General features: G+C 50.6%; 19 protein-coding genes and 1 rRNA gene. 8 read left to right on the forward strand and 12 right to left on the reverse strand.

Annotated elements, in window-relative coordinates; translation table 11 throughout:
• Nucleotides 1-167 precede the first annotated feature (167 nt).
• Nucleotides 168-1523, forward strand: a complete 1356-nt coding sequence (locus DUE52_RS19785) for a UDP-N-acetylmuramate--L-alanine ligase (RefSeq protein WP_114407766.1) — start codon at nucleotides 168-170, stop codon at nucleotides 1521-1523.
• Nucleotides 1524-1615: 92 nt separating this feature from the next.
• Here DUE52_RS19785 and DUE52_RS19790 read toward each other — a convergent pair whose 3' ends face one another.
• Nucleotides 1616-4549 carry a PVC-type heme-binding CxxCH protein gene (locus DUE52_RS19790; RefSeq protein WP_374755912.1) on the reverse strand — a complete coding sequence of 978 codons (2934 nt, stop codon included), beginning with the start codon at nucleotides 4547-4549 and terminating at the stop codon, nucleotides 1616-1618.
• A 111-nt stretch (nucleotides 4550-4660) separates the two neighbouring features.
• The gene (locus DUE52_RS19795) at nucleotides 4661-5539 is read right to left on the reverse strand and encodes a sugar phosphate isomerase/epimerase family protein (RefSeq protein ID WP_114407767.1); all 879 of its coding nucleotides are present in this window, start codon (nucleotides 5537-5539) and stop codon (nucleotides 4661-4663) included.
• 137 nt (nucleotides 5540-5676) lie between these two features.
• On the opposite strand from DUE52_RS19795, the gene DUE52_RS19800 reads away from it, so the two are divergent.
• The 7 genes from DUE52_RS19800 (at nucleotide 5677) to DUE52_RS19830 (ending at nucleotide 12033) form a co-directional block, all read left to right on the forward strand.
• Nucleotides 5677-6222 (forward strand): RNA polymerase sigma factor, encoded by a 546-nt coding sequence (locus DUE52_RS19800; protein ID WP_114407768.1) that lies wholly within the window; start codon nucleotides 5677-5679, stop codon nucleotides 6220-6222.
• Nucleotides 6219-7907, forward strand: coding sequence for an anti-sigma factor (locus DUE52_RS19805; protein WP_114407769.1), 1689 nt, complete (start codon nucleotides 6219-6221; stop codon nucleotides 7905-7907). Before DUE52_RS19800 ends, DUE52_RS19805 begins: the two co-directional genes overlap by 4 nt.
• A gap of 124 nt (nucleotides 7908-8031) precedes the next feature.
• Nucleotides 8032-9279 (forward strand): serpin family protein, encoded by a 1248-nt coding sequence (locus DUE52_RS19810; RefSeq protein WP_114407770.1) that lies wholly within the window; start codon nucleotides 8032-8034, stop codon nucleotides 9277-9279.
• On the forward strand, nucleotides 9276-9728 hold the full coding sequence (locus DUE52_RS19815) for an META domain-containing protein (protein WP_114407771.1): 453 nt from the start codon (nucleotides 9276-9278) through the stop codon (nucleotides 9726-9728). The genes DUE52_RS19810 and DUE52_RS19815 overlap by 4 nt, the downstream gene beginning before the upstream one ends.
• Nucleotides 9729-9928: 200 nt before the next feature.
• Entirely contained in the window at nucleotides 9929-11224 is a 1296-nt protein-coding gene (locus DUE52_RS19820) for an LVIVD repeat-containing protein (protein WP_114407772.1), read from the forward strand.
• A gap of 11 nt (nucleotides 11225-11235) precedes the next feature.
• Nucleotides 11236-11826, forward strand: a complete 591-nt coding sequence (locus DUE52_RS19825; RefSeq protein ID WP_114407773.1) for a hypothetical protein — start codon at nucleotides 11236-11238, stop codon at nucleotides 11824-11826.
• Nucleotides 11827-11829: 3 nt separating this feature from the next.
• The gene (locus tag DUE52_RS19830) at nucleotides 11830-12033 is read left to right on the forward strand and encodes a helix-hairpin-helix domain-containing protein (protein ID WP_114407774.1); all 204 of its coding nucleotides are present in this window, start codon (nucleotides 11830-11832) and stop codon (nucleotides 12031-12033) included.
• Nucleotides 12034-12071: 38 nt separating this feature from the next.
• On the opposite strand, the gene typA is transcribed toward DUE52_RS19830, so the two are convergent.
• The 10 genes from typA to rrf all read right to left on the reverse strand — a co-directional run bounded on the left by typA (nucleotide 12072) and on the right by rrf (nucleotide 24364).
• A complete protein-coding gene (typA, locus tag DUE52_RS19835) occupies nucleotides 12072-13886 on the reverse strand; it encodes a translational GTPase TypA (protein ID WP_114407775.1) in 1815 nt (604 codons plus the stop codon).
• Nucleotides 13887-14093: 207 nt separating this feature from the next.
• On the reverse strand, nucleotides 14094-14303 hold the full coding sequence (locus DUE52_RS19840; protein ID WP_114407776.1) for a hypothetical protein: 210 nt from the start codon (nucleotides 14301-14303) through the stop codon (nucleotides 14094-14096).
• A gap of 164 nt (nucleotides 14304-14467) precedes the next feature.
• Nucleotides 14468-14773, reverse strand: a complete 306-nt coding sequence (locus tag DUE52_RS32135) for a hypothetical protein (protein ID WP_133299880.1) — start codon at nucleotides 14771-14773, stop codon at nucleotides 14468-14470.
• Between the two features lie 120 nt (nucleotides 14774-14893).
• Nucleotides 14894-15742 (reverse strand): dienelactone hydrolase family protein, encoded by an 849-nt coding sequence (locus DUE52_RS19845; protein ID WP_114407777.1) that lies wholly within the window; start codon nucleotides 15740-15742, stop codon nucleotides 14894-14896.
• A gap of 134 nt (nucleotides 15743-15876) precedes the next feature.
• Nucleotides 15877-17154 carry a metallophosphoesterase gene (locus DUE52_RS19850; RefSeq protein WP_114407778.1) on the reverse strand — a complete coding sequence of 426 codons (1278 nt, stop codon included), beginning with the start codon at nucleotides 17152-17154 and terminating at the stop codon, nucleotides 15877-15879.
• A 70-nt stretch (nucleotides 17155-17224) separates the two neighbouring features.
• On the reverse strand, nucleotides 17225-20650 hold the full coding sequence (locus tag DUE52_RS19855) for an efflux RND transporter permease subunit (protein ID WP_114407779.1): 3426 nt from the start codon (nucleotides 20648-20650) through the stop codon (nucleotides 17225-17227).
• Nucleotides 20651-20710: 60 nt separating this feature from the next.
• Entirely contained in the window at nucleotides 20711-21841 is a 1131-nt protein-coding gene (locus DUE52_RS19860) for an efflux RND transporter periplasmic adaptor subunit (protein ID WP_114407780.1), read from the reverse strand.
• 48 nt (nucleotides 21842-21889) lie between these two features.
• On the reverse strand, nucleotides 21890-23287 hold the full coding sequence (locus DUE52_RS19865) for a TolC family protein (RefSeq protein WP_114407781.1): 1398 nt from the start codon (nucleotides 23285-23287) through the stop codon (nucleotides 21890-21892).
• Nucleotides 23262-23894: a TetR/AcrR family transcriptional regulator gene (locus DUE52_RS19870; protein WP_262510999.1), complete on the reverse strand. Its 633-nt coding sequence runs from the start codon at nucleotides 23892-23894 to the stop codon at nucleotides 23262-23264. The genes DUE52_RS19865 and DUE52_RS19870 overlap by 26 nt, the downstream gene beginning before the upstream one ends.
• A gap of 358 nt (nucleotides 23895-24252) precedes the next feature.
• Nucleotides 24253-24364, reverse strand: a 5S ribosomal RNA gene (rrf, locus tag DUE52_RS19875).
• Between the last annotated feature and the right edge of the window lie 7 nt (nucleotides 24365-24371).

Consider the following 24371-nt stretch of genomic DNA (forward strand, 5'->3'; position numbering starts at 1 on the left):
AGTACTGAAAACGAAAAAACGGGGGTTTTGATTCGGGAGTTCGTGTTAAATTTTACGGCCTCGTCGCCAGGGTTCGCTAAAAGAACGACCGGTTTTCCAGCCATCTCGTCAACTTTTCGGTTTCAAATGAAAAGAACTTGTATTTTTAGCGCCACATATTCGACAGAATGAAGCCATTGACCATTCATTTTATTTCCATCGGCGGCAGCGTCATGCACAATCTCGCGATTGCGCTGCATCAACAGGGACACCAGATCACCGGCTCCGACGATGAAATTCACGAACCTTCCCACGCCCGGCTTAACCAATATGGTTTGCTGCCCGAGCACATCGGCTGGCATCCCGACGCCATTCACAGCGGACTGGATGCCGTCATTCTGGGCATGCACGCCCGGGCCGATAACCCGGAATTGCAAAAAGCGCAGGAACTGAACCTGCCGGTTTATTCGTACCCGGAATTTGTGTACCAGCAAAGCCAAAACAAACAGCGTGTCGTTATTGCGGGTAGCCACGGCAAAACCACGATTACGGCCATGATTCTGCATGTGCTGCACTACCATAAGCGGAATTTTGACTATCTGGTGGGTGCGCAGATCGAAGGATTCGAGACGATGGTCAAACTGACGACCGACGCGCCCATTATCATCATCGAAGGGGATGAATACGGCACCTCCCCGATTGACCCGCGTCCGAAGTTTTTGCATTACCATCCGCACATGGTCCTCATCAGCGGGATTGCCTGGGACCATGTCAATCTGTATCCGACGTATGAACAGTATGTCCACCAGTTTGAACTCCTGGCCGATGCCATGTCGAAATCCGGTACCATCGTTTTCGACGATACGGACGATATGCTGGATGTCATTGCGTTGAAGGAACGGGAAGATGTGACCCGCCAGCCGTATGATGTGCATCCGTACCGAATCGAAAATGGCAAAACCGTATTGGTCTCCAAACAACACGGCGACATCCCGGTTCTGGTTTTTGGTGAGCATAATCTAAAGAACATCAGTGGTGCGCTGGCCATTTGTGATCACCTCGCCATTACGGAGGAAATGTTCTACGCGGCCATTCAGACGTTCAAAGGTGCCAGCAAGCGGCTGGAAAAAGTGAAAGACGATGGCTCAAGCCTTGTCTTCCGGGATTTTGCCCACGCTCCTTCCAAAGTAGAAGCGACCACGGCGGCTGTGAAAGCCCAGTTTCCCGACCGTCGGCTGGTAGCCTGTGTCGAGTTGCACACCTTTAGCAGTTTGAACAAAACCTTCCTGAAGCAATACCGGGATAAACTGGACAAAGCCGATGTAGCCGTCATTTTTTACAGCCCGCACACACTGGAAATCAAACACCTCGACCCGATCGACGCAGCCGAGATTGCAACCGCTTTCGACCGCCCCGATTTACAGGTCTTTACAGATTCCGCAGCTTTGGAAACGTATTTGAAAAGCCTGGCGAATGACCAGCCCACGGTTTACCTGTTTATGAGTTCCGGAACGTTCGGCGGTCTAGACCTGAAGACTTTATAGTACCCATGGACTTTAGTCCGTGTGATTCTGGCGACATAGAGAAGTTCTACTTATATCAGGATCACACGGACTAAAGTCCGTGGGTACATTCGTTAATTTCCTTTCAATAAATACGCCACCAAATCCGCGAGTTGCTGTTCCGAAAGCCCCAGCGAAGCCGGGTCGGGCATCAGGCTCGTGCTGTACTGCTTGCGGGAAGCAATATGGGCCGTCGGCAGCGTATGCTTCTGTCCGGCGGCATCTTTCACTACTAAGGCTTCCTGTCCGTCGCTAATCAGAAAACCGTAGTAGGTCTGACCATTTTTGGTGGTAATCAACCACGGTTCGTAGCCGAATGCCAGGCCCGCACTGGGATTCAGGATCGCATCCAGTAACCCAGTGCGATCAAACTTCTGATGAATCTTCGTCAACTCCGGGCCAATGTCTTTCCCCTGCTGACCATGCCGGTGACAGGTCGCGCAGTTCGCTCTGAAAACCGTTAGTCCGGCGGTTTCATTACCAGACAATGATTCGATCTTTTTCTGCGAAAACGTCACCGAACCGCCGGGGCGCGTAAAGTAGTCTCCCGCCATCGTCCGCACACTTTGATCGGAATTGGTAAAAATCACCTCGCTGATCGCCGGTTTCAGATTTTCGGGCAATTTCTTCTCAGCCGCCAGTCCCACCAGCAGTTTCCCGCCTTCCGGACTAGCCGCCATCTCTTTCGCCAGTTTCACTTTATCGTCCGCACTGGTATATTCTTCCATCAGTTTTTGCCGCATGGCCAGAGCCTTCTGTTCCGGTTCCGACAATTTCGGCGGCATCACCTCATCCCAGTTCAGCAAATTCGCCCAGTCGTTCGACCGGCGGAAATTGACCCAGTACTCGCCTTGCTGTGCAACGGTTTTGTCCGCCTGTTTCGACAAATCGATCATGGCCCGGGCGGCTGCGGGGTCTTTCATGAATCCGAGGGCCACTATAGCCTGTTTACGGGCATCAGCCGTCAAGGTTGGCGCCATAGCCCGTTGCTTCATCAACTCCGCTGTGCTGGCCGGATGAAGCCGCCAAATCAGGTTGGCGGTTTTCTGATCCCACTGAACGGGATTCGCCGGAATGGTCGGTTTCAACGCGGCATACAAGGCTTCTTCTTTTTGATCGGCTGCCATGCCAACGGCTTCCAGATAAAACCGGTCAATGCCATCGTAGCCATTCGCCAGTTTGACCAGCAAGTCTTTGCACTGCTCAAACGGCACATCGCGCAAGGCAATGGCCACTTCCCGACGCACCGCCGACGACGGATCATCGACTACCTTGCGCGCCAGCGCCACGGCATCGGGTCGCATTTGCTTCAACGCCCGGAACGCGGTTATTCGCAAATCTACCTGATCCGACTTCAACAACTCCTCAACCTTCCGTTGCCCTTTCGGCCCCAGTTGAGAAAGCAGCCAGATGGCGCGGGCGCGGTGATACGGGTTCGGATCGGTCAACAGTTTGGAAACCGGTTTTACGGCTTTGTCTCCCTGTGCTTTCAACTTCTCGAAACCCAGCAAGCGGATGTTGGTGGCGGGGTTCGTCAGTGCCAGAATCTGCCCTTTCGTTTTGTCGGTATTGATCACCGGCACTTTCAGGTTTTTACCTTTGGGCGTAATGCGGTAAATCCGTCCGTACCCTTTCTTGTCTTTCATCTGGTGTCCACCCACCACCGGATCGAACCAGTCGGCGATGTACAAGGCCCCATCGGTTCCAACCGTCACGTCGCTCGGGCGAAACCATTTCCGGATGTCGTCGGTGATGTCGTTCCATTTGTAGTTTTCGTCCACTTTCGGAAAGGTGCTGATGAAGTCGGTCCGGGGCATCCGGTAGCCGGCGCCCTGCGGTTCGGGTTTGTAGCTAAAAATCACGTTCCGACCCGCTTCGGCACTCAGCAACATGCCCCGGTAGTTGGCACCGAGTTGGTCGCCTTCGTAAAAAACCACGCCCGTTGGCGACCCGGCCCCGCTGATGTCACCCGCCGGAATCACGCCGGGATCTTCCTGATGCCAGTGGGCGGTTGGGATGTCCTGACCCGGCCGCTGGTCGCCCTGCCAATACCGGGTTCCGTCCTGGCTGAAATAGCCCATGTTGGCGCCTTCCATGAGCCAGCTCGTCCGGCACGCGACCACCTGATCGTCGTTGTCGTTCTGCCACATGTTGCCGTAGGAATCGAGGGCGGTTTCGTAATTGTTCCGAAAATTATGCCCCATCACTTTCAGCCCCGTTCCGTCGGGGTTGATGCGCAGGGCTAGACCGCCCACCCAAACCCGTCCGTCGTCGCTGACCCGATTGCCTTTGTTGAGTTTGTTGTAGGGCGTTCCACCGGTATAGAGACTCCCCGACCGGAGCGTCCAGCCGGATTTGTCGGTGACGATATGCGGCCCGGCATTTCCGGTATTGAAGTACCATTTCCCATCCGGTCCGGCCACCAGGGCATGCAGTGAATGGTCATGATCGAGGCCCCCAAAACCGGTCAGAAAGACCTCTTTTTTGTCGGGTTTATCATCGCCGTTTTCGTCGGTATAAATGATGAGATTTGGTGCAGCGGAGACGATGGTTTTGTTGCCAATAACCGCAATGCCCAGGGGCGACACCAGGTCTTTATCTTCGACATAGACCTTCGACTGATCGGCTTTTCCGTCGCCATTGGTATCTTCCAGAATCATGACGCGCTCGCCGTTCGGGTGGTCGAGCCGGGTTTCGGGTTTGTTGTTAAAGTTCCGATAGTTGACGGCCTCCGTCACCCAGATCCGGCCCCGGGCGTCGACGTCGATATTCGTCGGGTTGTAGAACATCGGAGCTTCGGCCCAAACCGTCGCTTCCAGATCGTCGGGCAGATAGAGTGTATTGGAGTCGGATCCGACGATCATTCCCCGGCGGGCAGGCTCGCCAGATTCCGGAAGTTGGCTGACGGCATGAGGAGCTTGTTGCCATTGAGGAAGGCCCAAAACCAGGGTTCCCAACAAAATCGATGCGCTTAAAAACCGGGGCGGGGCAGGAATAGTAACCTTCATCTTTTAGTGTTCCACGTGGAATAATTACCTGAAAAACAACATTTAAGACCAATCAAACTTATTATAATAAGTACTAATTACAGAAAACCGTGGAACAGTAACATTAATCCGCTACGCCAGAATTTCTCTTACAAACTTATTATTATAAGTGTAACTTTCCAACATGTTTTTCCCCTCTGGCACAGCACCTTCGATGTGAACCCAACCGCCGTACTGAATGTCGTCGATGGCCTTCCGAACCTCCGGGTAATTCACCTTGCCCTGCCCGAGGAGGTAGCTATTCTCTTTAAAGTGGAATTCACAGATTTGTTTTTGCTTCCCAAGCCACCGGATTTCCTTTAAAATGTCATATCCCATAACCGTGGAATTACATACATCGTAATATACCTTCACGGCGGGCGATGCCACCGCGTCGATGATGGCCATGTGTTCTTCGGCACTTAACCACGATTCGATAGCAAGAACAATGCCCGCTTTTTCGGCTTTGGGAGCCACTGCTTTCAACCGTTCAATCACTACTTGGGTCCCCTGCGGATCGTTCTTCAAATCACCTTTGTTAAAGAAGGCAAGCAGGATGTTTTTGGCACCAAGGGCTTTGGCCACCCCGACACTATCCTGCACCCATTGCTCGGCACGCGGATCGGACTTGTAGGGAATGTTGTTGAGTTCGCCCAGGGCCAGACCACCGATCTGAACGCCGGTTCGTTTGGCGGCTTCACGCCAGGCTTTCTGGAGGTCTTTCCGGCGCAGGTGCATGTCGTTTTTTTCGGAGCCCAGATTCACCTGAATGCCATCTAGGCCGATGGTTTTGGCCACGTCGAAGGCTTCGATTTTACTGGATTGACCGATCGACCAGTCGCAGGCCCCGACCCGAAACCGTTGGTTGTTTGGGTTTTGTAAACTACTTTTAGCGTTCAATACGGGCAGGGAAGCCGTAGTGCTTAACCCAATGAAACCCAGGGTTTGCCGAAGAGCCGTACGTCGGTTCATGAATGTTTAGGAATAGATTTGTTCAAAAGTACAGGCTAAAAGTTATATTCACTCGTTGCCAGCGGGTTAGGCTAAAAAATATTTTAATTCCTTTCCAACCGTCAGACTTGCGTTGGGGTCAGTAGTGTTGCATTAGTATGTTGGATGAACGAGCGTTAGTTGACGGCTGTCGACATAAGGACCGAACTGCTCAGCGAAAACTCTACGAGTTATTCGCCCGGAAGCTCTTTGTGGTCAGCCAACGGTATACCAAAAACCGCGACGACGCCGAAGACGTGCTGCAGGATTCCTTCGTGAAAGCGTTCCAACATATTGATACATTTCGGTTTGAGTGCCCGCTGGAAGCATGGCTGAAACGCATTGTGATCAATACGGCACTGAAGCACATCCGCAAACAAAAGCCCTGGCAGAACCCGGCCGAGTTGGAGGACGTGCCGCCCAATACATTACCGCAGACGGAAGACAGCCTATCGGGTCTGCACTACCAGCAACTACTGAAGATGGTGCAGGAACTCCCGCCGGGATGCCAGGCCGTATTTAACCTGTACGCCATTGAAGGGTATACACACCCGGAAATTGCGGAATTATTAGATATTTCAGAAGGTACATCCAAATCGCAGTTTTCGCGTGCCCGCATGCTGCTGCAACAAAAGATTCAGAACGAGCGTCCAATTCCGAAATGAGTCTCTCTAAAGAAGAAGAATTAAATGAAGAGTGGCGAAGTATCTTCGAAGATGCTGCCGAAAGCCCATCCGATGAGCTTTGGGACAGGATTGCGCGTCGGTTAGACGAAGAAGAAACGGAACCGATCATACCACTCTGGCCCCGGGCAAAACCGTGGTTCTACAGTGTGGCTGCGGCCATTATGGCTCTTTTAATCGGCTGGTGGGCCCTACAATCCATCGGCACGACGGATACGACTCAGCCGGTGGCTGGCCAAAGCGGTTCGTCATCCAGAGCAACGGCGGATCAACTCGCCAAACAAGAAAAAGCGACGACCTCGTCCGACGCAGACCGCAAGCCCGAATACGCTGGCAAAACCGATGAAACCCTGGCTGCCAACCGCCGGGTTAATTCTAAAAATACGCCATCCGGTACCCCGGCTGTCCCCGAACTGGAACACTCGGAAACCGCCACGACGATTGATCAAATGATCAAAGACCAGTCCGTTTTGACGGGAAAACGAAAAACCGCTTCACCGGAAGGGCTTGCCGCCCGGAAACCGCAAACCGTCCCTTCGGCCGATCATCAGCCGGATGCTGACGCGATCCGGATCGCTGAAAACCGCCGGACGAATCAACCTTCGAAATCCAGCCAGGGAACCGGAACCAATCTCCTGGACCGTACGCCCGGTGCTTTCCAGGCGTCAGAACGGATCACAAAAACGATACCACCCATCCAAACTGCCCTACCGGACGAAACCGGCAGCGGGGTTGCTGATACACGATTGGCCTACGAAGCTTCGTACATAAAAAGCAAGCTGGTAGCCCTGAAGAACCCGGCTCCGATTAGCCGGATCATCTGGTATCGCGCTCCGGAAACCACGATCGAACCGCAGGAAAAAGGCCGATCGAAAAACGAGTACTGGGCGGCTTTAACGGCAACACCCATGTCTTTCAATCCGATGACCAGCGTTCAGTCCACTTTCAACCAAGCCTACGGTGCCAGCAATGCGGTTCAGCAGAGCAGTCGCCTGGCGGTTTCTCCGCTGCAAAACCAGGCGCAGATTTCGATGGCGTGGCAGGCCAGTTCCGGTCTTCAGTTTAGCAAACATTGGTCGGTCGAAGCCGGGGTTCAGTATCTGAATGGCCGGTCGCAGGCGCGGAACAATGCAACGGTCACCAACGTGTTTACGAACCAAACCGAAAATCTACTCGTAAACGCCATCCGGAACAGTAGTCCGTCGGTTCCGCAGTTGGCGTCGTCCCCGAATACAAACTTTTTGCCCTCCTACGCCGACAAAGCGAATCTGAACAATCCGTCATCGCTGGTGGTGGTGCCTACGCCCTCTGATCAGGTGGTCTCCAACGACTTTCAGTATTTGCAGGTTCCGGTTCAGATCGGCTATCACATTTTGCCTGAGCGCAAGATCAGCTATTCCGTACTGGGTGGTTTGATGGCCAATGTGTTTCTGAAAAATACGGTCAATGGCGCTTTGGAAGTTAACCCCGGCGATCAGGTCTACCGCCCCATGTCGCTGGCGGGTACGGCCGGTTTACGCGTCAGCTACCACCCCACCCACCACTGGTCCGGTTCGTTGACGGGGTCCTACCAGCAATCGCTGCAAAATGGTACGCAATCAGACACACAACTCCAGGTTCGGCCACAGGCCGTCGGGGTTGGATTTGGCCTGAATTACCACTTCTAAAAGTTAGTTATCAGACAAATCCTCATTTTTCTTCTCTTTTTTTCAACCCCCTTCCAACCAATTCTTTTCCAATCGGGTCTTTGTACTGTGAGCGCTCCACATGGTTTAACAAAACCCGATTGTGATGAGAAGAATACCTTTTGTTTCCAGCCTGTTGATGGCAACGGTTTCGCTGTTGACGATAACCGGTTGCCAGAACGATACGACACCGAATAATCCGGGAACCGGCGGTTTAACGTCGACTCCGGAAGCGCGTGCCTTTGCTCAAAAAACCAATGATTTTTCCTTCGACTTTCTGAAGCGCGTCAACGAAGACCAGAAGAAGGACGAAAATATTTTTGTTTCACCGCTAAGTCTGCACATGGCCCTCGGCATGTTGCTGAACGGGGCCGCGGGTCAGACGGCGGATGAAATGAAAAAAGCGATGCACCTGGAAGGGGTTTCGCTGGCTGATGCAAACCAAACCTATGAGTTTTTATTGAAAGGGTTGCCCACCGCTGATCCGAAAGTAACAACAAAACTGGCCAATTCAATTTGGTACCGCAACGGTTTTTCCGTTGAACCGTCGTACCTCGACGTCACGAAGAAAACGTTCAATGCCCAGATTTCGGGCGAGGATTTCAACAATCCAACCCCGGTTATCAATAAAATCAACCAGTGGGCCAGCGACAATACCAACGCCAGGATTAAGAACGTAATCCAGGAGATCAAGCCCGAGCAAGTCCTGTTTCTGCTCAATGCGCTGTATTTCAAAGGCGACTGGAAATACCAGTTTGAGACGAAAAATACCTTTGATTCTCCCTTTACCCTGGTTTCCGGTTTGCAGAAACAGGTGAAGATGATGAACATGACGACCAGCCTTCGCCACGCGTTCCGCCCCACCTACGGAGCTTTTGAACTGCCGTATGGCGATGGAACGTATTCGATGACGGTTTTGGTGCCAACAGAAAACTCCTCGGCAGACGCCATCATCAATACCCTGAACGCAACCGAATGGGCCGACCTGCAGCAGGCCATGCGCGAAAGCAAAGTGGCAGTGGGTTTGCCGAAGTTTACGATGGAGTATGAAGCAACCCTCAACGACGCATTGTCGAGAATGGGAATGCCGTCGGCTTTCTCGAACGCTGCCAACTTTTCAGGCATCAGCACCGGCCAGGGTTTGCAGGTGAGTTACGTGAAGCAAAACACCTACGTGGCCGTCGATGAGAAAGGAACCGAGGCCGCTGCCGTAACCAGCATCGGCGTTGAAGTTACTTCGGCGGGACCATCACTCATTTGCGATCGTCCTTTTGTCTTTTTGATTACCGAGAAAGGAACGGGTTCGGTCTTGTTTATGGGTAAAATCGTCAATCCGGAAACAACACTGCCATGAAAATCATAGCCATTTTAGTTGCTGGTATTCTGTTCATCGCAGCTTCCTGCAACGATAAAACCAAAGCGACCATTCAACCTCTGTCCACCACCGCCATTGCCGGTACGTATAAACTGATTGAACCAGCTTCCAAATTTGCGGTGACGCTGGTGCTGACCCCCGATTCGGCGAGCAGCGAAATCACCAACCGGATTGCTTACAAGATCGGCGGGCGTTCATCAGTCAACCACTACTTTGCCACGCTGACGGGTTCATCGGCTTCCAGTGCCGTACAGATGAGTGCCATTGGCGCCACCAAAATGGCCGGCCCTCCGGATGCCATGCAGTTTGAAACCGATTATTTCAAAAAACTACAGGCCGTAAAACGGTATGAATTCGCCGGTAACCGGCTGCGGCTGATTTCCGAAGGAGAGGCTTCCGGCGAACTGGTTTACGAAAAAGAAAAATAATACAACCTGAAAAATACGGAGCGAGGCCGGTATTGATCCACACCAGCCGGTCTCCTCCAGTAAAAACTTTGACCTCTGATTCATTGTGCAAACCGGATTGCCCGGCGGCTCTGCCTGCCGGGCAATTTTTTTATGCCTCTATTCCAACTCTTTCATTGTCAATAGGGTCAGTGAAGCATATCCCTAAACAACCTGTTGCTATGAGACGTACACTTTACTTCCTGCTCGGAGTTCTGCTGGTGGGGCTGAACGGCTGCACCGACAAATGCAAAGAAACCCGCACTTTCCGACAATTCACACCACGAACATTTACGGTTGCCCAAATCCGCCAGGGCGTACAGACTGAACAACCCCGGACGCTCGTCAATCCGGGTAAAATTTACACCAAAGACGGTTTTTTGCTGATTAACGAGATCAAAGAAGGCATTCACGTGATCGACAACCGCAATCCGTCGGCTCCGAAAACCGTCGCGTTTTTGCGCATACCAGGCAACGGCGACATGGCCATCCGCAACAACATTCTGTATGCCGACAGTTTCATGGATCTGGTGGCCTTCGACATCCGCGATCCGCAAAACATCCGTGAGCTCAACCGGGTCACCGATGTTTTTCAAAATGGACAGTTCGACGGCGGCTACTGGAGTCTGAACGCCCAGCAGGAGATTATCAACGACCAGAAAGTGGAGTACGTTACGCAAACTGTCAATACGGATTGCGAAAGCAGTGTCAATAACGGCGGTTGCACCAACTGCTTTTGGGCTACCGATATGCGGGGTGGTATTCAGAATTTCAACAGTGCGACCGGTTCACCCGCTCCCAGCACAAACGGTACGGGCGGCTCGATGGCCCGGTTTACGCTGTATGACAACTACCTATATACCGTCAGCCAGTCGGAAATGCAGTTGTTCGACATCAAAACCCCGTCGGATCCGAAGAAAGGCAACAAAATTAACATGGGTTGGGGTATTGAAACGATCTTTCCCTACAAAGATAAACTGTTCATCGGCGCCCAGTCGGGCATGCACATTTACGACAATAGCAACCCCGAAAAACCGGTACGGATGTCGACCTTCGAGCACGCCCGCGTTTGCGACCCCGTGGTGGTTCACGAAGACAAGGCTTACGTAACGCTGCGTTCGGGTTCCACCTGCCAGGGATTCACCAACCAACTCGATGTGGTGGATGTATCCAATCTGTATAGCCCTCGTCTGCTGAAGAGTTATGCGATGAAAAATCCGCACGGTTTGGGCATTGACTTTCCGAATTTGTTCATCTGCGAGGGGGCTTACGGTCTGAAAACGTTCAATGCGAGCGATGCCATGAAAATCGACCAACTGGAGCACCTGGAAGGATTTCAGGCCTACGATGTGATCCCGCTCGGGAAATCACTACTGCTGATTGGCCGGGACGGTTTTTACCAATACGACTACAGCAATCCGCGCAAACTGAAGCTGTTGAGCAAAATTCCCGTACAACGGCCTTATCCAGCCAGCTAACCAACTCGCTCATGAAAAAGACTGGTAGCAAAACTGTTTGGCTGCTGTGCCTGTTTGCGCTTCCGCTTTACGCACAAAAAAGCCCGTTTAAGCCCGTTTTTACGAACATGACCGAATTCGGTGTCTTGTTTGGACAAGTCCGTTACAACGTCAATACGGCCGCTGAAAACGTCAGTAAAAGGCAGAACATCACCGCCCAGACGTTTAATGGCGTTCAACTCCGCCCTAAACTGGCGGTGGGCGGAACGGTGGGTGTCGATTGGTATAATGCGGCCCTGCTGATGCCGGTGTGCGCGGGGATTCGTTATGATCTGGCGCAACCAGGCCAGAAGAATCTGCGGGTTTTCACCAGCCTGGATACCGGCTACGGTTTTGCGTGGTTGAATGAAGATCCGACGGGCTACGAAACCCGGGGCGGCTGGGTGATTGCTCCCGGTATTGGCTTCCGAATCGGGCGTCCGCAGAATGCCAATTTCATTCTGTCGCTCAATTACAAACGGCAGGAAGCCAATGCCGACAAACCGCTGGGCTGGAATGAAATTTATAAATACGAAAACCGGGTTTACAACCGGATTGCTTTTCGACTGGGTGTCAGTTTCTAATCCATGAAAGCAGTACATCCTTTCGACAAAATAGGAAAGCCGGCAAAACGCGCGTTAGCGAATGCAGGGATACACACGCTGGAAGAATTGACCAGACTGCGTGAAGCGGAATTACTCCAGCTTCATGGTGTCGGGAAAAAAGCCCTGCAAATTCTCAAAGCTGCTCTAAACGACCACAACCTTTCTTTTGCGCAATCGGAATCCTAATAAAAAAGCCCCGGTTTGTGTGCCGGGGCTCCTGTTTTTTAAGCCATTTCAAATTTGCTCTGGTTCCGTTTCCGCTCGTTTTCATCGAGGAAAATTTTACGAATCCGCATCGACTTCGGTGTCACTTCCAGATACTCATCTTTCTGGATGTATTCCATCGACTCTTCCAGTGAGAACGTGATTTTCGGAGCAATCCGGACGTTGGTATCGGAGCCGGAAGCCCGCATGTTGGTCAACTGCTTGGCGGTTTGAACGTTCACGACAATATCATTCTGACGGTTGTGTTCGCCAATTACCTGACCGGTGTAGATTTCGTCACCCGGTTCGATGAAGAAAACACCCCGATCCTGCAATTTATCGATCGAATAGGCCGTAGCTGCTCCGCTCGTCATCGAGATCAGCGAGCCGTTGATCCGCTCCGGAATAGCTCCTTTATACGGTTCAAAGCTCTTGAAACGGTGGGTCATAACGGCCTCACCGAATGTAGCGGTCAGAACGTTGGAACGCAAACCGATCAAACCACGCGACGGTATTTCAAACTCTAAGTGCTGTAAGTCGCCTTTCGGTTCCATAATCAGCAACTCGCCTTTCCGCTGGGTTGCCAGCTCAATCACTTTTCCGGCTGTTTCTTCCGGAACATCCACTACCAGTGTTTCCACCGGTTCCAGGCGGTTTCCGTGATCGTCATATTTGAACAACACCCGGGGCTGACCAACCTGCAATTCGTAGCCTTCACGACGCATGGTTTCGATCAAAACCGACAAGTGAAGAATCCCGCGTCCGTAAACCAAAAACCGGTCTTCGCTGTCGGTATTTTCAACCCGCAGGGCGAGGTTTTTCTCAATTTCCTTGTATAACCGCTCCCGCAAGTGGCGCGAGGTTACAAACTTGCCTTCTTTGCCAAAAAACGGTGAGTTGTTGATCGTAAACAACATGTTCATCGTTGGCTCATCGACGGCAATCCGTTCGATGGCTTCCGGGTTTTCCAGATCGGTCAGCGTATCGCCAATCTCGAAATCTTCCAGACCGGTTACGGCACAAATATCACCACACTGCACTTCCGACACCTTTTGTCTGCCAAGGCCCTCGAACGTCTGCAGTTCTTTAATTTTCACTTTCTTGATCACATCGCCAACTTTCACCAGCGCCATGTTGGCCCCTTCTTTCAGCGTTCCGCGAACCACCCGCCCAATGGCAATCCGACCCACAAAGGCCGAATAATCAAGCGACGTGATCTGCATTTGCGGGGTTCCTTCAGTAACCGGCGCAGGTTGGATATGCTCAACGATGGTATCCAGCAGGTAGGTGATGTTATCGGTCGGTGTTTTCCAGTCCGGACCCATCCAGCCTTGTTTCGACGATCCGTAAACCGTCGGAAAATCCAATTGCTCTTCCGTTGCACCCAGGTTGAACATCAAGTCGAACACTTCTTCGTGAACTTCTTCCGGGCGGCAGTTTTCTTTATCAACTTTGTTAACAACCAGAATGGGTTTCAAACCCAATTGCAGGGCTTTGCCCAATACAAACCGTGTCTGCGGCATAGCGCCTTCAAACGCATCGACCAGCAGACAAACGCCATCGGCCATTTTCAGTACGCGCTCTACTTCTCCGCCAAAATCGGAGTGACCCGGTGTATCGATGATGTTGATTTTAACATCATTGTACCGGACTGAAACGTTTTTGGAGACAATGGTGATGCCCCGCTCCCGTTCCAGATCGTTGTTGTCTAATATCAGGTCACCAAACTCCTGGTTGTCCCGGAAGAGCTTGGAAGCATGAATAATTTTGTCAACCAACGTAGTCTTACCGTGGTCAACGTGCGCTATAATAGCTATGTTGCGAATGGATTGCATACTTTTTTGAGACAATAGCACTTAGACAAGAGAGCACAGAAACCAGCAAACTCTTCGGTCGTTTCGCTATTCTCTTTTGTCTTTTCAATTAAAGTGCAAAGATACGGATTTTTTAGCTGAATAGTAGTATTTTACAATTTATTAACCTACTGAAAAACAAAAAGCCGGGTTGCCCCGGCTATAAGTACAATTTACGATCCGTACGAATTAAAACTTTGGGCAACCACACGCGTTTTTCTTGCGAAACAATCCCCACATGAAGCCTTTTTTCTTCTTATAACCGCGCGCTTTCTTCCGTTTATAGACTAACTCACTTTTTAGTTCGCTCCCGGCTGATTTTACAACGGCTGCTTCAACCGGTGCTTCCAGTGGCAGCAGCATAGAGAGTGTGACACCCAGCAACAATAGCTTTTTCATACGTTTTATCGGCCTTTCTATTTCTTTAAACGCAAAGACTTACGAAAAGTACGTAAAAAAGAGCAAGTTTTTTCTATTCCTCCCCGTTGATTTTAACTCATTTACCAGATCAATCCCGTTTAAAAACTAAAAAACCGCCCCTTTCGAGACGGTTTTTGAAGTTCTTACCGGGGTCCGCGACTCCGTTGTGAACGATATCCATATTGCTGCGGAGCCCCGCGACGGTAGCTATTGCGGTATTGAGGGGCACGATACCGGCGGGGATGCGACTTGTAAACGACCCTCGGCGGAGGGGTTACGATAATCGGCGGACGACGGTAACCATACCGGTATGGGCTATATCCATACCCGTAACTGGGTCCATAGCCATAATCGGTCCTGACACCGACACCCACTGAGGGCGCACAACTGGTCAGCACAAAACCGATCAGGACAATCGCCAGCATTGAAATCAGATTATGCGTTTTCATGATGATAACAGTCTACAGGTTCACTTTATCAATGTCTGTTAGACTCGTTTGGTACACCTAGGTTTAACGCATAAACTGAAAAAGTTGTTCGTTTTTCGGAGTCAACCCCTAAACCCGCAGCTAGACTTTTAGCTTGGTTTTCAGATAATTCAAGGTAATCTGGTAGGCATCCGCCGTGGCTTCTTTATTATAACCCGGGTTACTCGGATTGGCAAAAGCATGGGGCGCATCGTACATCTGGATGGTCGTTTGCTTGCCGGCTTCCTTCATGTTTTTCTCAAACTCGGCTACGGTTGCGGGCGGAATTCCGGAGTCTTTGGCACCAAAGATGCCCAATACGTCGGTATTCAGCGTTTTCAACCGCTCCACGTTTTTTTCCGGTTGTCCATAATACATCACACAACCAACGGTTTGCTTTCCGCCCAGAATGGCCGATTGCAGCGACATACCCCCGCCGAAGCACCAGCCGACACTGGCAATCTGCGCCTGTGGTCCTACGTAGGCAATAGCCCCCTGCATGATCGCGCCCAGCCGTTCGCGCGGCACCTGCACCAATTTCGAAGCTTCTTCGCGCGTGGTGGCCACTTTACCGTCGTACATGTCAACGGCCAGCACATTGACATCTTTCAGGTCGTTGTACAGTTTTTCGGCTTCCTGCTTGATGTAGTCATTCAGGCCCCACCACTCCTGATAAACGAGCAGCCATTTGTTGGACGGATTGGCCGCCTTGAGCAGAAAACCGTTGGCTTCGGTGCCATCCGCCGTTTTGAATTTTACCATTTCACCGGCCGCACTCTGGTAGGTGAACGGAAGTGGTTCTTCGTGCAGCATCACAAACGATTGGTTACTGGCCAGCAAAGCCATGTCATTCGATACCTGAGCAACCGGCTGGTCGCAGCAGGACGGGGTCTGGGAAAACGAGGTCAGCGAGACGAAAAGTCCGCAGGAAAAAAGGAAAATCTTTTTCATAGTGCAATAGGTTTCTGAACCGGGATTAAGCTGATTTTTCTGATTACACTGATTGTCTACGTCAGAACCGGGTTGATTGTTTTGAGTCTTCCGATTAAAATCAGTGTAATCAGAAAAATCAGCTTAATCCCGGTTCAGACTTTCTTCAATTCAAAAATGGTGATTTCCGGTAAGATTCCGACCCGGCCCGGATAGCCTAAATAACCGTATCCACGATTTACATAGAGATATTGTTCCCCTTCCTGATACAAACCCGCCCATTGTTTATAGACGTATTGCGACGGACTCCAGCGGACATTTCCGATTTCGACTCCAAACTGCATCCCGTGGGTATGACCCGCGAACATGACGTCGATGTCCGAAAATTGCGGCTTCACCTGGGCATCCCAATGGCTGGGATCGTGGGAGAGCAACAGCTTCACCGGGGCGTCTTCCGTTCCCTGGCGGGCCTTCTCTAAATTCCCGTATTTGGGCCAACGCCCCGAACCCCAGTTCTGGATACCTACTAAAGCAATTTTGTCGCCATTTTGTTCTAAAATGCGGTTTTCGTCCATCAACAGATCCCAACCGAGCAGTTTGTGAGCGGCTTTCAGGTTGTTCAGATTTTGGGTTTTCGCCTGTGCATTCGGCCAGTTCACATAGTCGCCGTAGTCGTGGTTGCCCAACGTCGAATAAACCCCCAGCGGTGCCTTCACTTTATTGAAGATGTCGATGTAATTTTCCACCTCATCCGCCGTGTTGTTGACCAGATCACCTGTAAAAAAGACAACATCCGGTTTTTCGCGCAGTAGCATGTCAACGCCCCCTTTCACGGCCACTTTATTGAAAAAACTACCGGAGTGAATATCCGAAAGCTGGGCAATTTTCATTCCGTCGAAACCCGACGGCAGGTTTTTGAGCGACAGCCGGATGCGCCGGATGCGGTAATCGTGTGCGCCGGAAACAATCCCGTACGTAAACGCCACCAGCGGTACAGTTCCCGCAATGAGGGCGGTTTTCATCAGAAACTCGGAGCGCGGAATGACGTTCGTAGCCGGAATGTTGGGTTGCGACGTGTCGTTGACCGCAGCACGGATGTCGGGGCTGTAGAACAGAGAAGCCACCCACCGAACAAAACGACCCAGATCGTCCACGAAAATGAACAGAACGGCAAAGACTTTCGAAAAATAGGGAATCAGAATGGCCGTCCAGATAAAACCACGGGCTACCCGGCCAACGGCATCGGGCGGTAACAACTGCATGGTCAGATAGGTAACGATGGTGACGCCCGTAAAACCCCAGTAAAGCATCGAGACGATCCGCTGGGTGTTTTCGGTGGCCGAACGGGTGACGGTTTTGATGGCTTGAAATACGTACCAGTCAATGAGCAGTAGGATGGCGGATACGACAAAAAAAAGAACGATGCGGTTCATAATGGTGCATAAAGAAAACCCACAGCGTTAACAGACACTGTGGGTTTTTGGTTTACAGTTAGTACTTTACTTATTCGTTTACCAATTCCGGCTCACGTTCCTTCTTCGCTATTCTTTCCTTGAATTTATCCCGGATTCGTTCGTTCACCCAGTACATACAGGGCACAATGACCAGCGTCAAAACCGTCGAGAAGGTTAAGCCGTAGATGATGGTCCAAGCCAGAATGTTCCAGAATACGGCGCTATCGCCCCCAATGATGATGTGCGGGTCCAGATTTTGGAACAGCCCCACAAAATCGACGGTTAAACCCACCGCCAGCGGAATCAGACCCAGAACGGCCGCTGATGCCGTCAGCAATACCGGCGTCAACCGGATACCGCCCGCATCGATGATGGCCTGACGCAGTGGAATGCCGCGTCCGCGCAATTCTTCGATGAACTCGATCAGCAGAATACCGTTCTTCACCACAATCCCCGCCAGGGCGATAATACCGACCCCGGACATGACCACCGAGAACGTTTTGCCCGTTACCATAAAGCCCAGCAACACCCCAATCAACGAAAGAATGATCGTGAAGAAGATAATCAGCGGTTTTACGGCGGAGTTGAACTGCGTAGCCAGAATCAGGTAAATCAGCAACATGGCCAATCCGAAAGCCGACACCAGGAAGTTCATCGACTCCTGTTGATCCTCCTGCTCGCCACCCATCCGGACGGTGTAGCCATTCGGCACTTCGGTATCGGTTACTAACTGCTGAATTTCCTGAACGATCTCGTTGGCATTGTAACCCGGCACCACATCCGAACTGAGCGTAATGACCCGCTCCTGATTGATCCGGTTAATCTGGCTAAACGTCGTCGAATAGGCAATGTTGGCTACCGACTGAATCGGAACCTGACGAAGCTGCCCCCCCGCATTCATGTCGCGGTAAACGATGTTCAGACTCAGCAGTCGTTCAATCTGGCTGCGGTCATCCTGTTTCAGACGAACCATAATCGGGTATTCGTCTTTCGCATCCCGGAACTTCGACACTTCCGTACCAAACAAGGCCGTCCGAACCGCCAGCGCAATCTGCGACGACGAAATGCCTTCACGCTCGGCTTTATCGCGGTCGATGTTGATAACGATTTCCGGTTTGTTGGTAATCAAATCCGACTTCAACTGATCGATTCCTTTGATGCCCGATGCGGTAATCCGTTGCCGAAGCTGTTTTTCCAGTTTTTGCAGGGTTGCAAATTCTTCACCGGCAATTTCAATGGCAATGGGTTTACCAGTCGGTGGGCCGCTGTTTTCGCGCTCAACCGAAATCTCGGTACCCGGAATGCCCTGCATGGCCGCCCGAACCTTGTTCAGGATCGTTTCCGTTGATAGTCCGTGCCGGTTTTCACCCTTGACAAACGCAATCGTCACTTTCGATTTGTGCGGAGTAGCCGAGCGGTCGGGGTTAAAAGGATCACCCGCGTTTTTTCCTACGTTGGCAATCACCGAGTTCACAATATCCGTTGCTTTATTTTCATCAAGTACCTTGAAAACCCGTTTCTCAATGATTTTTGTCACTGAATCCGTCACGCGCGAATCCGTCCCGATCGGCATCACATTGTAGACGTACACATAATCCGGATCACCGCTGGGGAAGAAAATTACTTTCGGCGGGAAAACACCCATCAGGAAAAACGTTCCGACCAACAGCATAAATACCGCAACAATGGTCCAGATTGGTCGCCAACCCGTTAAGATCCATGAAATCAGCTTACGATAACCATTTTTCAAGGCTGGTAACAAACGTTCCTGAAACGGCACAATAATCTTCGGTGTCAGCACATAGTGATTGAACGCATACAAAATCAGCACAAACAGGAACAAATTCCCAATGCCCCGGTCGATCACATAACCCAGTCCTGCCAAAACCGCCAGAATCATCAACGGCCGACGAATCGTGGCAAACCCCTGATTGTCTTCGTGATTATCCTCATCGTGCCGTTTCATAAAGGTGACGGCAAAAACCGGGTTCATCACATAAGCGACAAAAAGCGAAGCAAACAGGGTCAGAATGAGCGTTAAAGGCAGAAACTTCATGAACTCACCCACAATGCCCGGCCAGAATAACAGCGGGAAGAAAGGAGCAATGGTCGTCAGCGTTCCGGAAAATACCGGGATGAACACCTCGCCCGCAGCCGCTTTGACAGACTTCTTGATGTCCCAGTCTTTGTGCTCATTGAATAACCGGTGCGTGTTTTCGATGACCACAATGGCGTCGTCCACCACCAGACCCAGACCCAGCAGAAAACCAAACAGAACGATGGTGTTCAACGTAAACAGGGTGCCGACCGCCGGGCCAACAATAGGCATACAGACGAAGGCTACCAAAGCCGACAAGGGCACCGATAAACCGACAAAAATAGCGTCGCGAACGCCCATGAAGAACATTAAAACCAGCACCACAAAGATGAAGCCCAACACAACGGTGTTGATCAAATCGTGAATATCGGCGCGGGTCCGTTCTGATTGGTCAGCCGTCACCCGAATGTCGAGTCCGGCCGGAAACCGGTTTGCCTTGTATTCCTTAATGGTTTCTTCAATCTGGTCAGCGGCCGCAATCAGGTTGGCCCCTGAGCGCTTGATGACGTTCAGCGTCACAACGGATTTGTTATCCAGTCGGGCAAAATCCTGCTGCTCTTCAAAGCTATCCTGCACATCAGCCACATCGCCCAGACGAACCGTAGCACCCGTCGCCGTCCGGATCTGGAGATTCTGCAACTGCTTCATCTCACTGAACTCGCCTTTCACCCGCAACGTCCGGCGTACACCCGCCACATTCAATTCACCACCCGACACGTTGATGTTTTCGCCCTGAACCGCCTGCTGAATGTCGAAGAAGGCTAAACCGGCCGATTGCATCCGTGGCAAATCCACATTGATTTGAATTTCGCGTTCCAATGCGCCCACAATATCCACCCGGCTGATCTGCGGCATGGCTTCAATGGCATCCTGCATGTCCTCCGCGTATTCTTTCAGCCGCTTGAGCGAAAAATTACCGGCGAGGTTGATGTTCATGATCGGAAACTCCGAGAAGTTCACGTCCTGCGCCGTTGGCCCCGCATCCATTTTCTGGGGCAAGTCCTGCTTGGCTTTATCGATCGCATCCCGCACCCGTTGCAACGCTTCCGGTACCTGAACATCCGGGTTAAATTCGACCAGGATCACCGACACGTCCTGCAACGCGTTCGACTTGATCTTTTTAACGCCCGAAATCGACTTTAACTGCTTCTCAATCGGTTTGTTAATCGTGTTTTCAACATCGGCCGGGGCCGTTCCCAGGTAAATGGTGTTGACATAAATCTGCGGTATTTTAATATCGGGGAACTGCTCTTTCGGCAGGTTATTATACACAAACAACCCGCCCAGTGTAATGATGAACGTGAAGATGTAAATAGCCGTCCGGTTTTCGACGCACCAGTTGGTAAAACCGAGGGTTTTGTATTGTTCAAATTTCATGGCCTTGGTTAGATGGGATGGAAGCCCGGATTGAACCGTAATCCGGGCTTCGATCTGTTTTTAGAAATTTATCGGTTGTCCATCAACTAACTCCTGATAGCCTTGCGTAATGAGCTGATCGCCGGAATTCAGCCCGGTAATAATTTCAACTTGTCCGCCGTAGCTCAACCCGGTTTTTACCTGACGGGCCTTGGCCAGTTTTTTGTTTCCTTCTGAAACCGCCACGTAGACCAGTTGGCCATTTTCCGTGTTTTGAACCAGGTTTTGATCAATGACGATCGTTTTTGCTTTCGAAATATCGTTGATCTTTACCTGCGCCAGCATGTTCGGTTTCAGGCTGTTATCTGATGGCAGCGGGGCCTCGATGCTGAACGTCCGGGACAACGGATCGACGGTTGTTGAAACGAAACTGATGCGAGTGGTGAGTTCTTTGTTAATGTCCGGGAAACGCACGACGACGGCATCCCCTTTCCGAACGCTACCGGCATACGAATCGGCCACTTTGGCGACCACTTTCAACTGCGACAGGTTCACCACCCGCACAATGCCCATCCCCGGCATAGCCGTTTCACCGGTTTTCACATTCACCTGATCCACGATGCCCGAAATCGGTGAGGTTACACTCGATTGCGACAATTGAACGTTCAACGTAGCTAGGCGTTTTTCCAGCCCTTCTTTGTTGTTTTTGGCCTGCAGATACTGAATTTCCGTCCCGATCTGCTGTTTCCAAAGGCTGGCCTGTTTTTCAAAAACCGTGTTGGCTAACGACAATTGATTACGAACTTCTTCAACGGATTCGCGCAGAATCTGATCGTCGATTTTAGCCAAAACCGTACCGGCTTTCACCGCATCGCCTTCCTTGACATAAACCGCCGTGACAGGTCCGCCCGATTTAGGCGTTACCTGAACATTGTTTTTGGCATCGATCGTACCCTGCAATTCCACAAAATGCTTGAACGTGGTTACCGATAAGGGTGCCACTACCACCTCTTTTACTTTTACCTGTTCAGCCTGGGTCGGGTCCAGTTTAGAAACTTCCGATTCCAATGCCTTGATTTTGGTGGTCAGTTCGGTCTGCTGCGTTTTCAAATCGGCCAATTCCTGCTTTTTAGAAGCCAAATCAGACTTCTTTTCCGATGAGCAGGAAAGAAGTAAGGTGGTTGCCAATCCGATTATGTAGTATGCTTTCATATTGGTTATCAATAAAACTGCTTTGAACAGTGTGAATGTGAATTAAGATTACTGACCGGTGTACAATTTCCCTAAGGCTTTATCAAGATCGACTTTCGTGATCATGTAGTCCAGGAGTGAAGCGAAGTAATTGGTTTGCGATTCCCGGAAAGAGGTTTCGGCGTTCAATACTTCAATGTTTGAACCAACGCCTTCTTTGTATTTAATTCGGGTTACCCGCACGATTTCCTGCGCCAGATCCAAATTCCGTTTCTGGTTTTGAAGTGTTTGCAGGTTATTCGACAACATAACGGTTGCCTGCCGGATTTGCAGATCGATGGAGTTTTTAAGCAATTCGCCACTTTGCCGGGCCTTATCGACGGTTATCTTCCGTTGCTGGGCTGCATACCGCTTCTGAAACCCGTCAAAAACCGGGATATTAAGGTTTACCGAAATAGCTGCTGAATTGAACCATTGTGTCGTCCAGAAATCACCAAAACTGTTCCGTCCGTTGTTATGACCATACGTCGCGGCCGCCGTCAAGCGCGGATAATACTGCTTTGCAATGCTTTGTAGGTCCAAATCGGCCAGATTGATCTGCGTTTGCAAGGTCGAAAATTCGATGCGCTGGCCATAATCGAAAGCCGAATCCAAAACCGCTGCCCGATCCAGATCACTTTGACTGTAGGTTTCGATCCGATCTGTCAACTGAATGGGCGAGTTAATGGGCAAGCCCATCTGGAATTTCAGTAGATAATAGCTCAGATCGACCAGGTTCTTCACATTCTGCCGTTCCGTTTTTAAGTTGTTTAACTGTACTTCCAACCGGTCTACATCAATTTTTTCGACAAATCCCTGGGTATTCATCGCCCGGGTTTCGCGCAACAGCGTATCGACCCGGGAAATATTCAAATCCAGCAGCTTCATGCGTTCTTCACTGACCAGAACACCGTAGTAGGCTTTAGCGACCTGTTCGGCTACGTTGATTTTCGAAGCCGTAATGTTCTTTTGGGCCAGTTCCCGGTAGGTCGAAGCGGCTTTCAACCCAATTTTATACGAAGCATCAAAAAGCAACTGATTCACGTTGGCCGAAACGTTTCCCTGAAGTTTTACCCCAAACGGAATAGCCGTTACATCATCTCCACTGCTGCCACTACCGCCGGTTGAATCGGCCGGAGCACCAAAACCGCCCGCAGGAAAGATAAATTTCTGAATAATGGCATTATACGTAACCGTACCGCCCACATTGACCTGCGGCAAAGCGAGTCCTTTGACTTCTTTAATACGGGCTTCGGCACTCAGCGCATCCAACTGCGTATTTTTGACATTCAGGTTTTGTTGCGTTGCAAAGTTGATCGCATCATTCAATGAGAACTCGCGTGGGATCTGCGCTACTGCCGAGCCGAAAAAACCGAGTGTCAACGCTAAACTATAGAGTGGTTTATAAAGTCGTAGAAGCGGGGTCATTCTGGTGTTCTTTAACATATTGGTTGTAGATAAGGATTCCTTTTTCGGTAAGTATGCCGCGAACAAAATGATGCAGTAATTGAATCTGGACTTCTATCATGGCCGTTACACCCCGGGGAAACACATCGGTGTCAAATGCCATGCGTATCAATTCCATTCGCAATCGGGCCATAATCTCTACATCGATTTCGGGTCTGTACAACGCTTGCTCAATACCCCTTTTCAAGTTGTTTCGAATCGATTCGAGCAAAAATTTCTCTTTGAATTCCGTACAAACTTCCCACGCTCTTGGATAATGGCGCTGCACATCGATCCACAAGGCAGGATTCATTTCGGCTAAATGTTGCCGCATCATCTCCGACGCCAGCAGGATTTCTTCAATCGGGTCATGAGCCATTGCCATGTAGCAACTTACATTTTCGCGGTTTTTATCCAGCCGATACAGCATGACCTGGTACACAATGTCATCTTTATCGGTAAAATGCTGATAGAGTGTTTTTTTGGAGATACCAATATCCCGGGAGATGTCGTCCATGGTAATACTACGGGTACCGAATTTCCAAAATAAAGCTTCAGCCTTTAACAGAATTCGTTCTTTGATCTCCAACGCTATAGGACTATTTTAAGCCATAAACTGAGGAAACTATTTTAAAGTTCATAGTTTCCTCAGTTTCTTATAGGCACTGGTATTGGACAGGTATGACAAAGGTCAGTTTCTCACTGATTTTTATCAATAATTAAGGCGTGAAGCGGCTAATTTCCCGGATGAACCACGGGTTTTTCAGAGACGAAAGGTAAATGCCCGGTTTTTATTAGATTGATCCTGGAGACTTATGAAAATTAGGCAGGGTAATCAAGGTATATATTAAATTACAATTTGACTAATAAACATAACTTTTCATATATTTCTGTAAAAAAGTTCACAAAAAAAGCTCCCCGCAATAGCGGGGAGCTTGGGTAATCTGTGGTGGCGGCAACCTACTCTCCCGGAAGTGACTCCAGTACCATCGGCGTAACGGGGCTTAACGGCTCTGTTCGGTATGGGAAGAGGTGTTCCCCCGCACCCTTGCCACCATCCCAGCTC

Origin of the sequence: Larkinella punicea (genome assembly GCF_003334855.1) — a bacterium.
GTDB lineage: Bacteria > Bacteroidota > Bacteroidia > Cytophagales > Spirosomataceae > Larkinella > Larkinella punicea.

Excerpts from the sequence above, each read along its gene's own strand:
- DUE52_RS19785 (WP_114407766.1), top strand. The coding sequence starts at position 168 with ATGAAGCCATTGACCATTCATTTTATTTCCATCGGCGGCAGCGTCATG.
- DUE52_RS19825 (WP_114407773.1), top strand. The coding sequence starts at position 11,236 with ATGAAAAAGACTGGTAGCAAAACTGTTTGGCTGCTGTGCCTGTTTGCG.
- DUE52_RS19800 (WP_114407768.1), top strand. The coding sequence starts at position 5,677 with ATGTTGGATGAACGAGCGTTAGTTGACGGCTGTCGACATAAGGACCGA.
- DUE52_RS19790 (WP_374755912.1), bottom strand. The coding sequence starts at position 4,549 with ATGAAGGTTACTATTCCTGCCCCGCCCCGGTTTTTAAGCGCATCGATT.
- DUE52_RS19830 (WP_114407774.1), top strand. The coding sequence starts at position 11,830 with ATGAAAGCAGTACATCCTTTCGACAAAATAGGAAAGCCGGCAAAACGC.
- DUE52_RS19865 (WP_114407781.1), bottom strand. The coding sequence starts at position 23,287 with ATGACCCCGCTTCTACGACTTTATAAACCACTCTATAGTTTAGCGTTG.
- DUE52_RS19855 (WP_114407779.1), bottom strand. The coding sequence starts at position 20,650 with ATGAAATTTGAACAATACAAAACCCTCGGTTTTACCAACTGGTGCGTC.
- typA (WP_114407775.1), bottom strand. The coding sequence starts at position 13,886 with ATGCAATCCATTCGCAACATAGCTATTATAGCGCACGTTGACCACGGT.
- DUE52_RS19845 (WP_114407777.1), bottom strand. The coding sequence starts at position 15,742 with ATGAAAAAGATTTTCCTTTTTTCCTGCGGACTTTTCGTCTCGCTGACC.
- DUE52_RS19820 (WP_114407772.1), top strand. The coding sequence starts at position 9,929 with ATGAGACGTACACTTTACTTCCTGCTCGGAGTTCTGCTGGTGGGGCTG.
- DUE52_RS32135 (WP_133299880.1), bottom strand. The coding sequence starts at position 14,773 with ATGAAAACGCATAATCTGATTTCAATGCTGGCGATTGTCCTGATCGGT.
- DUE52_RS19805 (WP_114407769.1), top strand. The coding sequence starts at position 6,219 with ATGAGTCTCTCTAAAGAAGAAGAATTAAATGAAGAGTGGCGAAGTATC.
- DUE52_RS19860 (WP_114407780.1), bottom strand. The coding sequence starts at position 21,841 with ATGAAAGCATACTACATAATCGGATTGGCAACCACCTTACTTCTTTCC.
- DUE52_RS19840 (WP_114407776.1), bottom strand. The coding sequence starts at position 14,303 with ATGAAAAAGCTATTGTTGCTGGGTGTCACACTCTCTATGCTGCTGCCA.
- DUE52_RS19810 (WP_114407770.1), top strand. The coding sequence starts at position 8,032 with ATGAGAAGAATACCTTTTGTTTCCAGCCTGTTGATGGCAACGGTTTCG.
- DUE52_RS19850 (WP_114407778.1), bottom strand. The coding sequence starts at position 17,154 with ATGAACCGCATCGTTCTTTTTTTTGTCGTATCCGCCATCCTACTGCTC.
- DUE52_RS19795 (WP_114407767.1), bottom strand. The coding sequence starts at position 5,539 with ATGAACCGACGTACGGCTCTTCGGCAAACCCTGGGTTTCATTGGGTTA.
- DUE52_RS19815 (WP_114407771.1), top strand. The coding sequence starts at position 9,276 with ATGAAAATCATAGCCATTTTAGTTGCTGGTATTCTGTTCATCGCAGCT.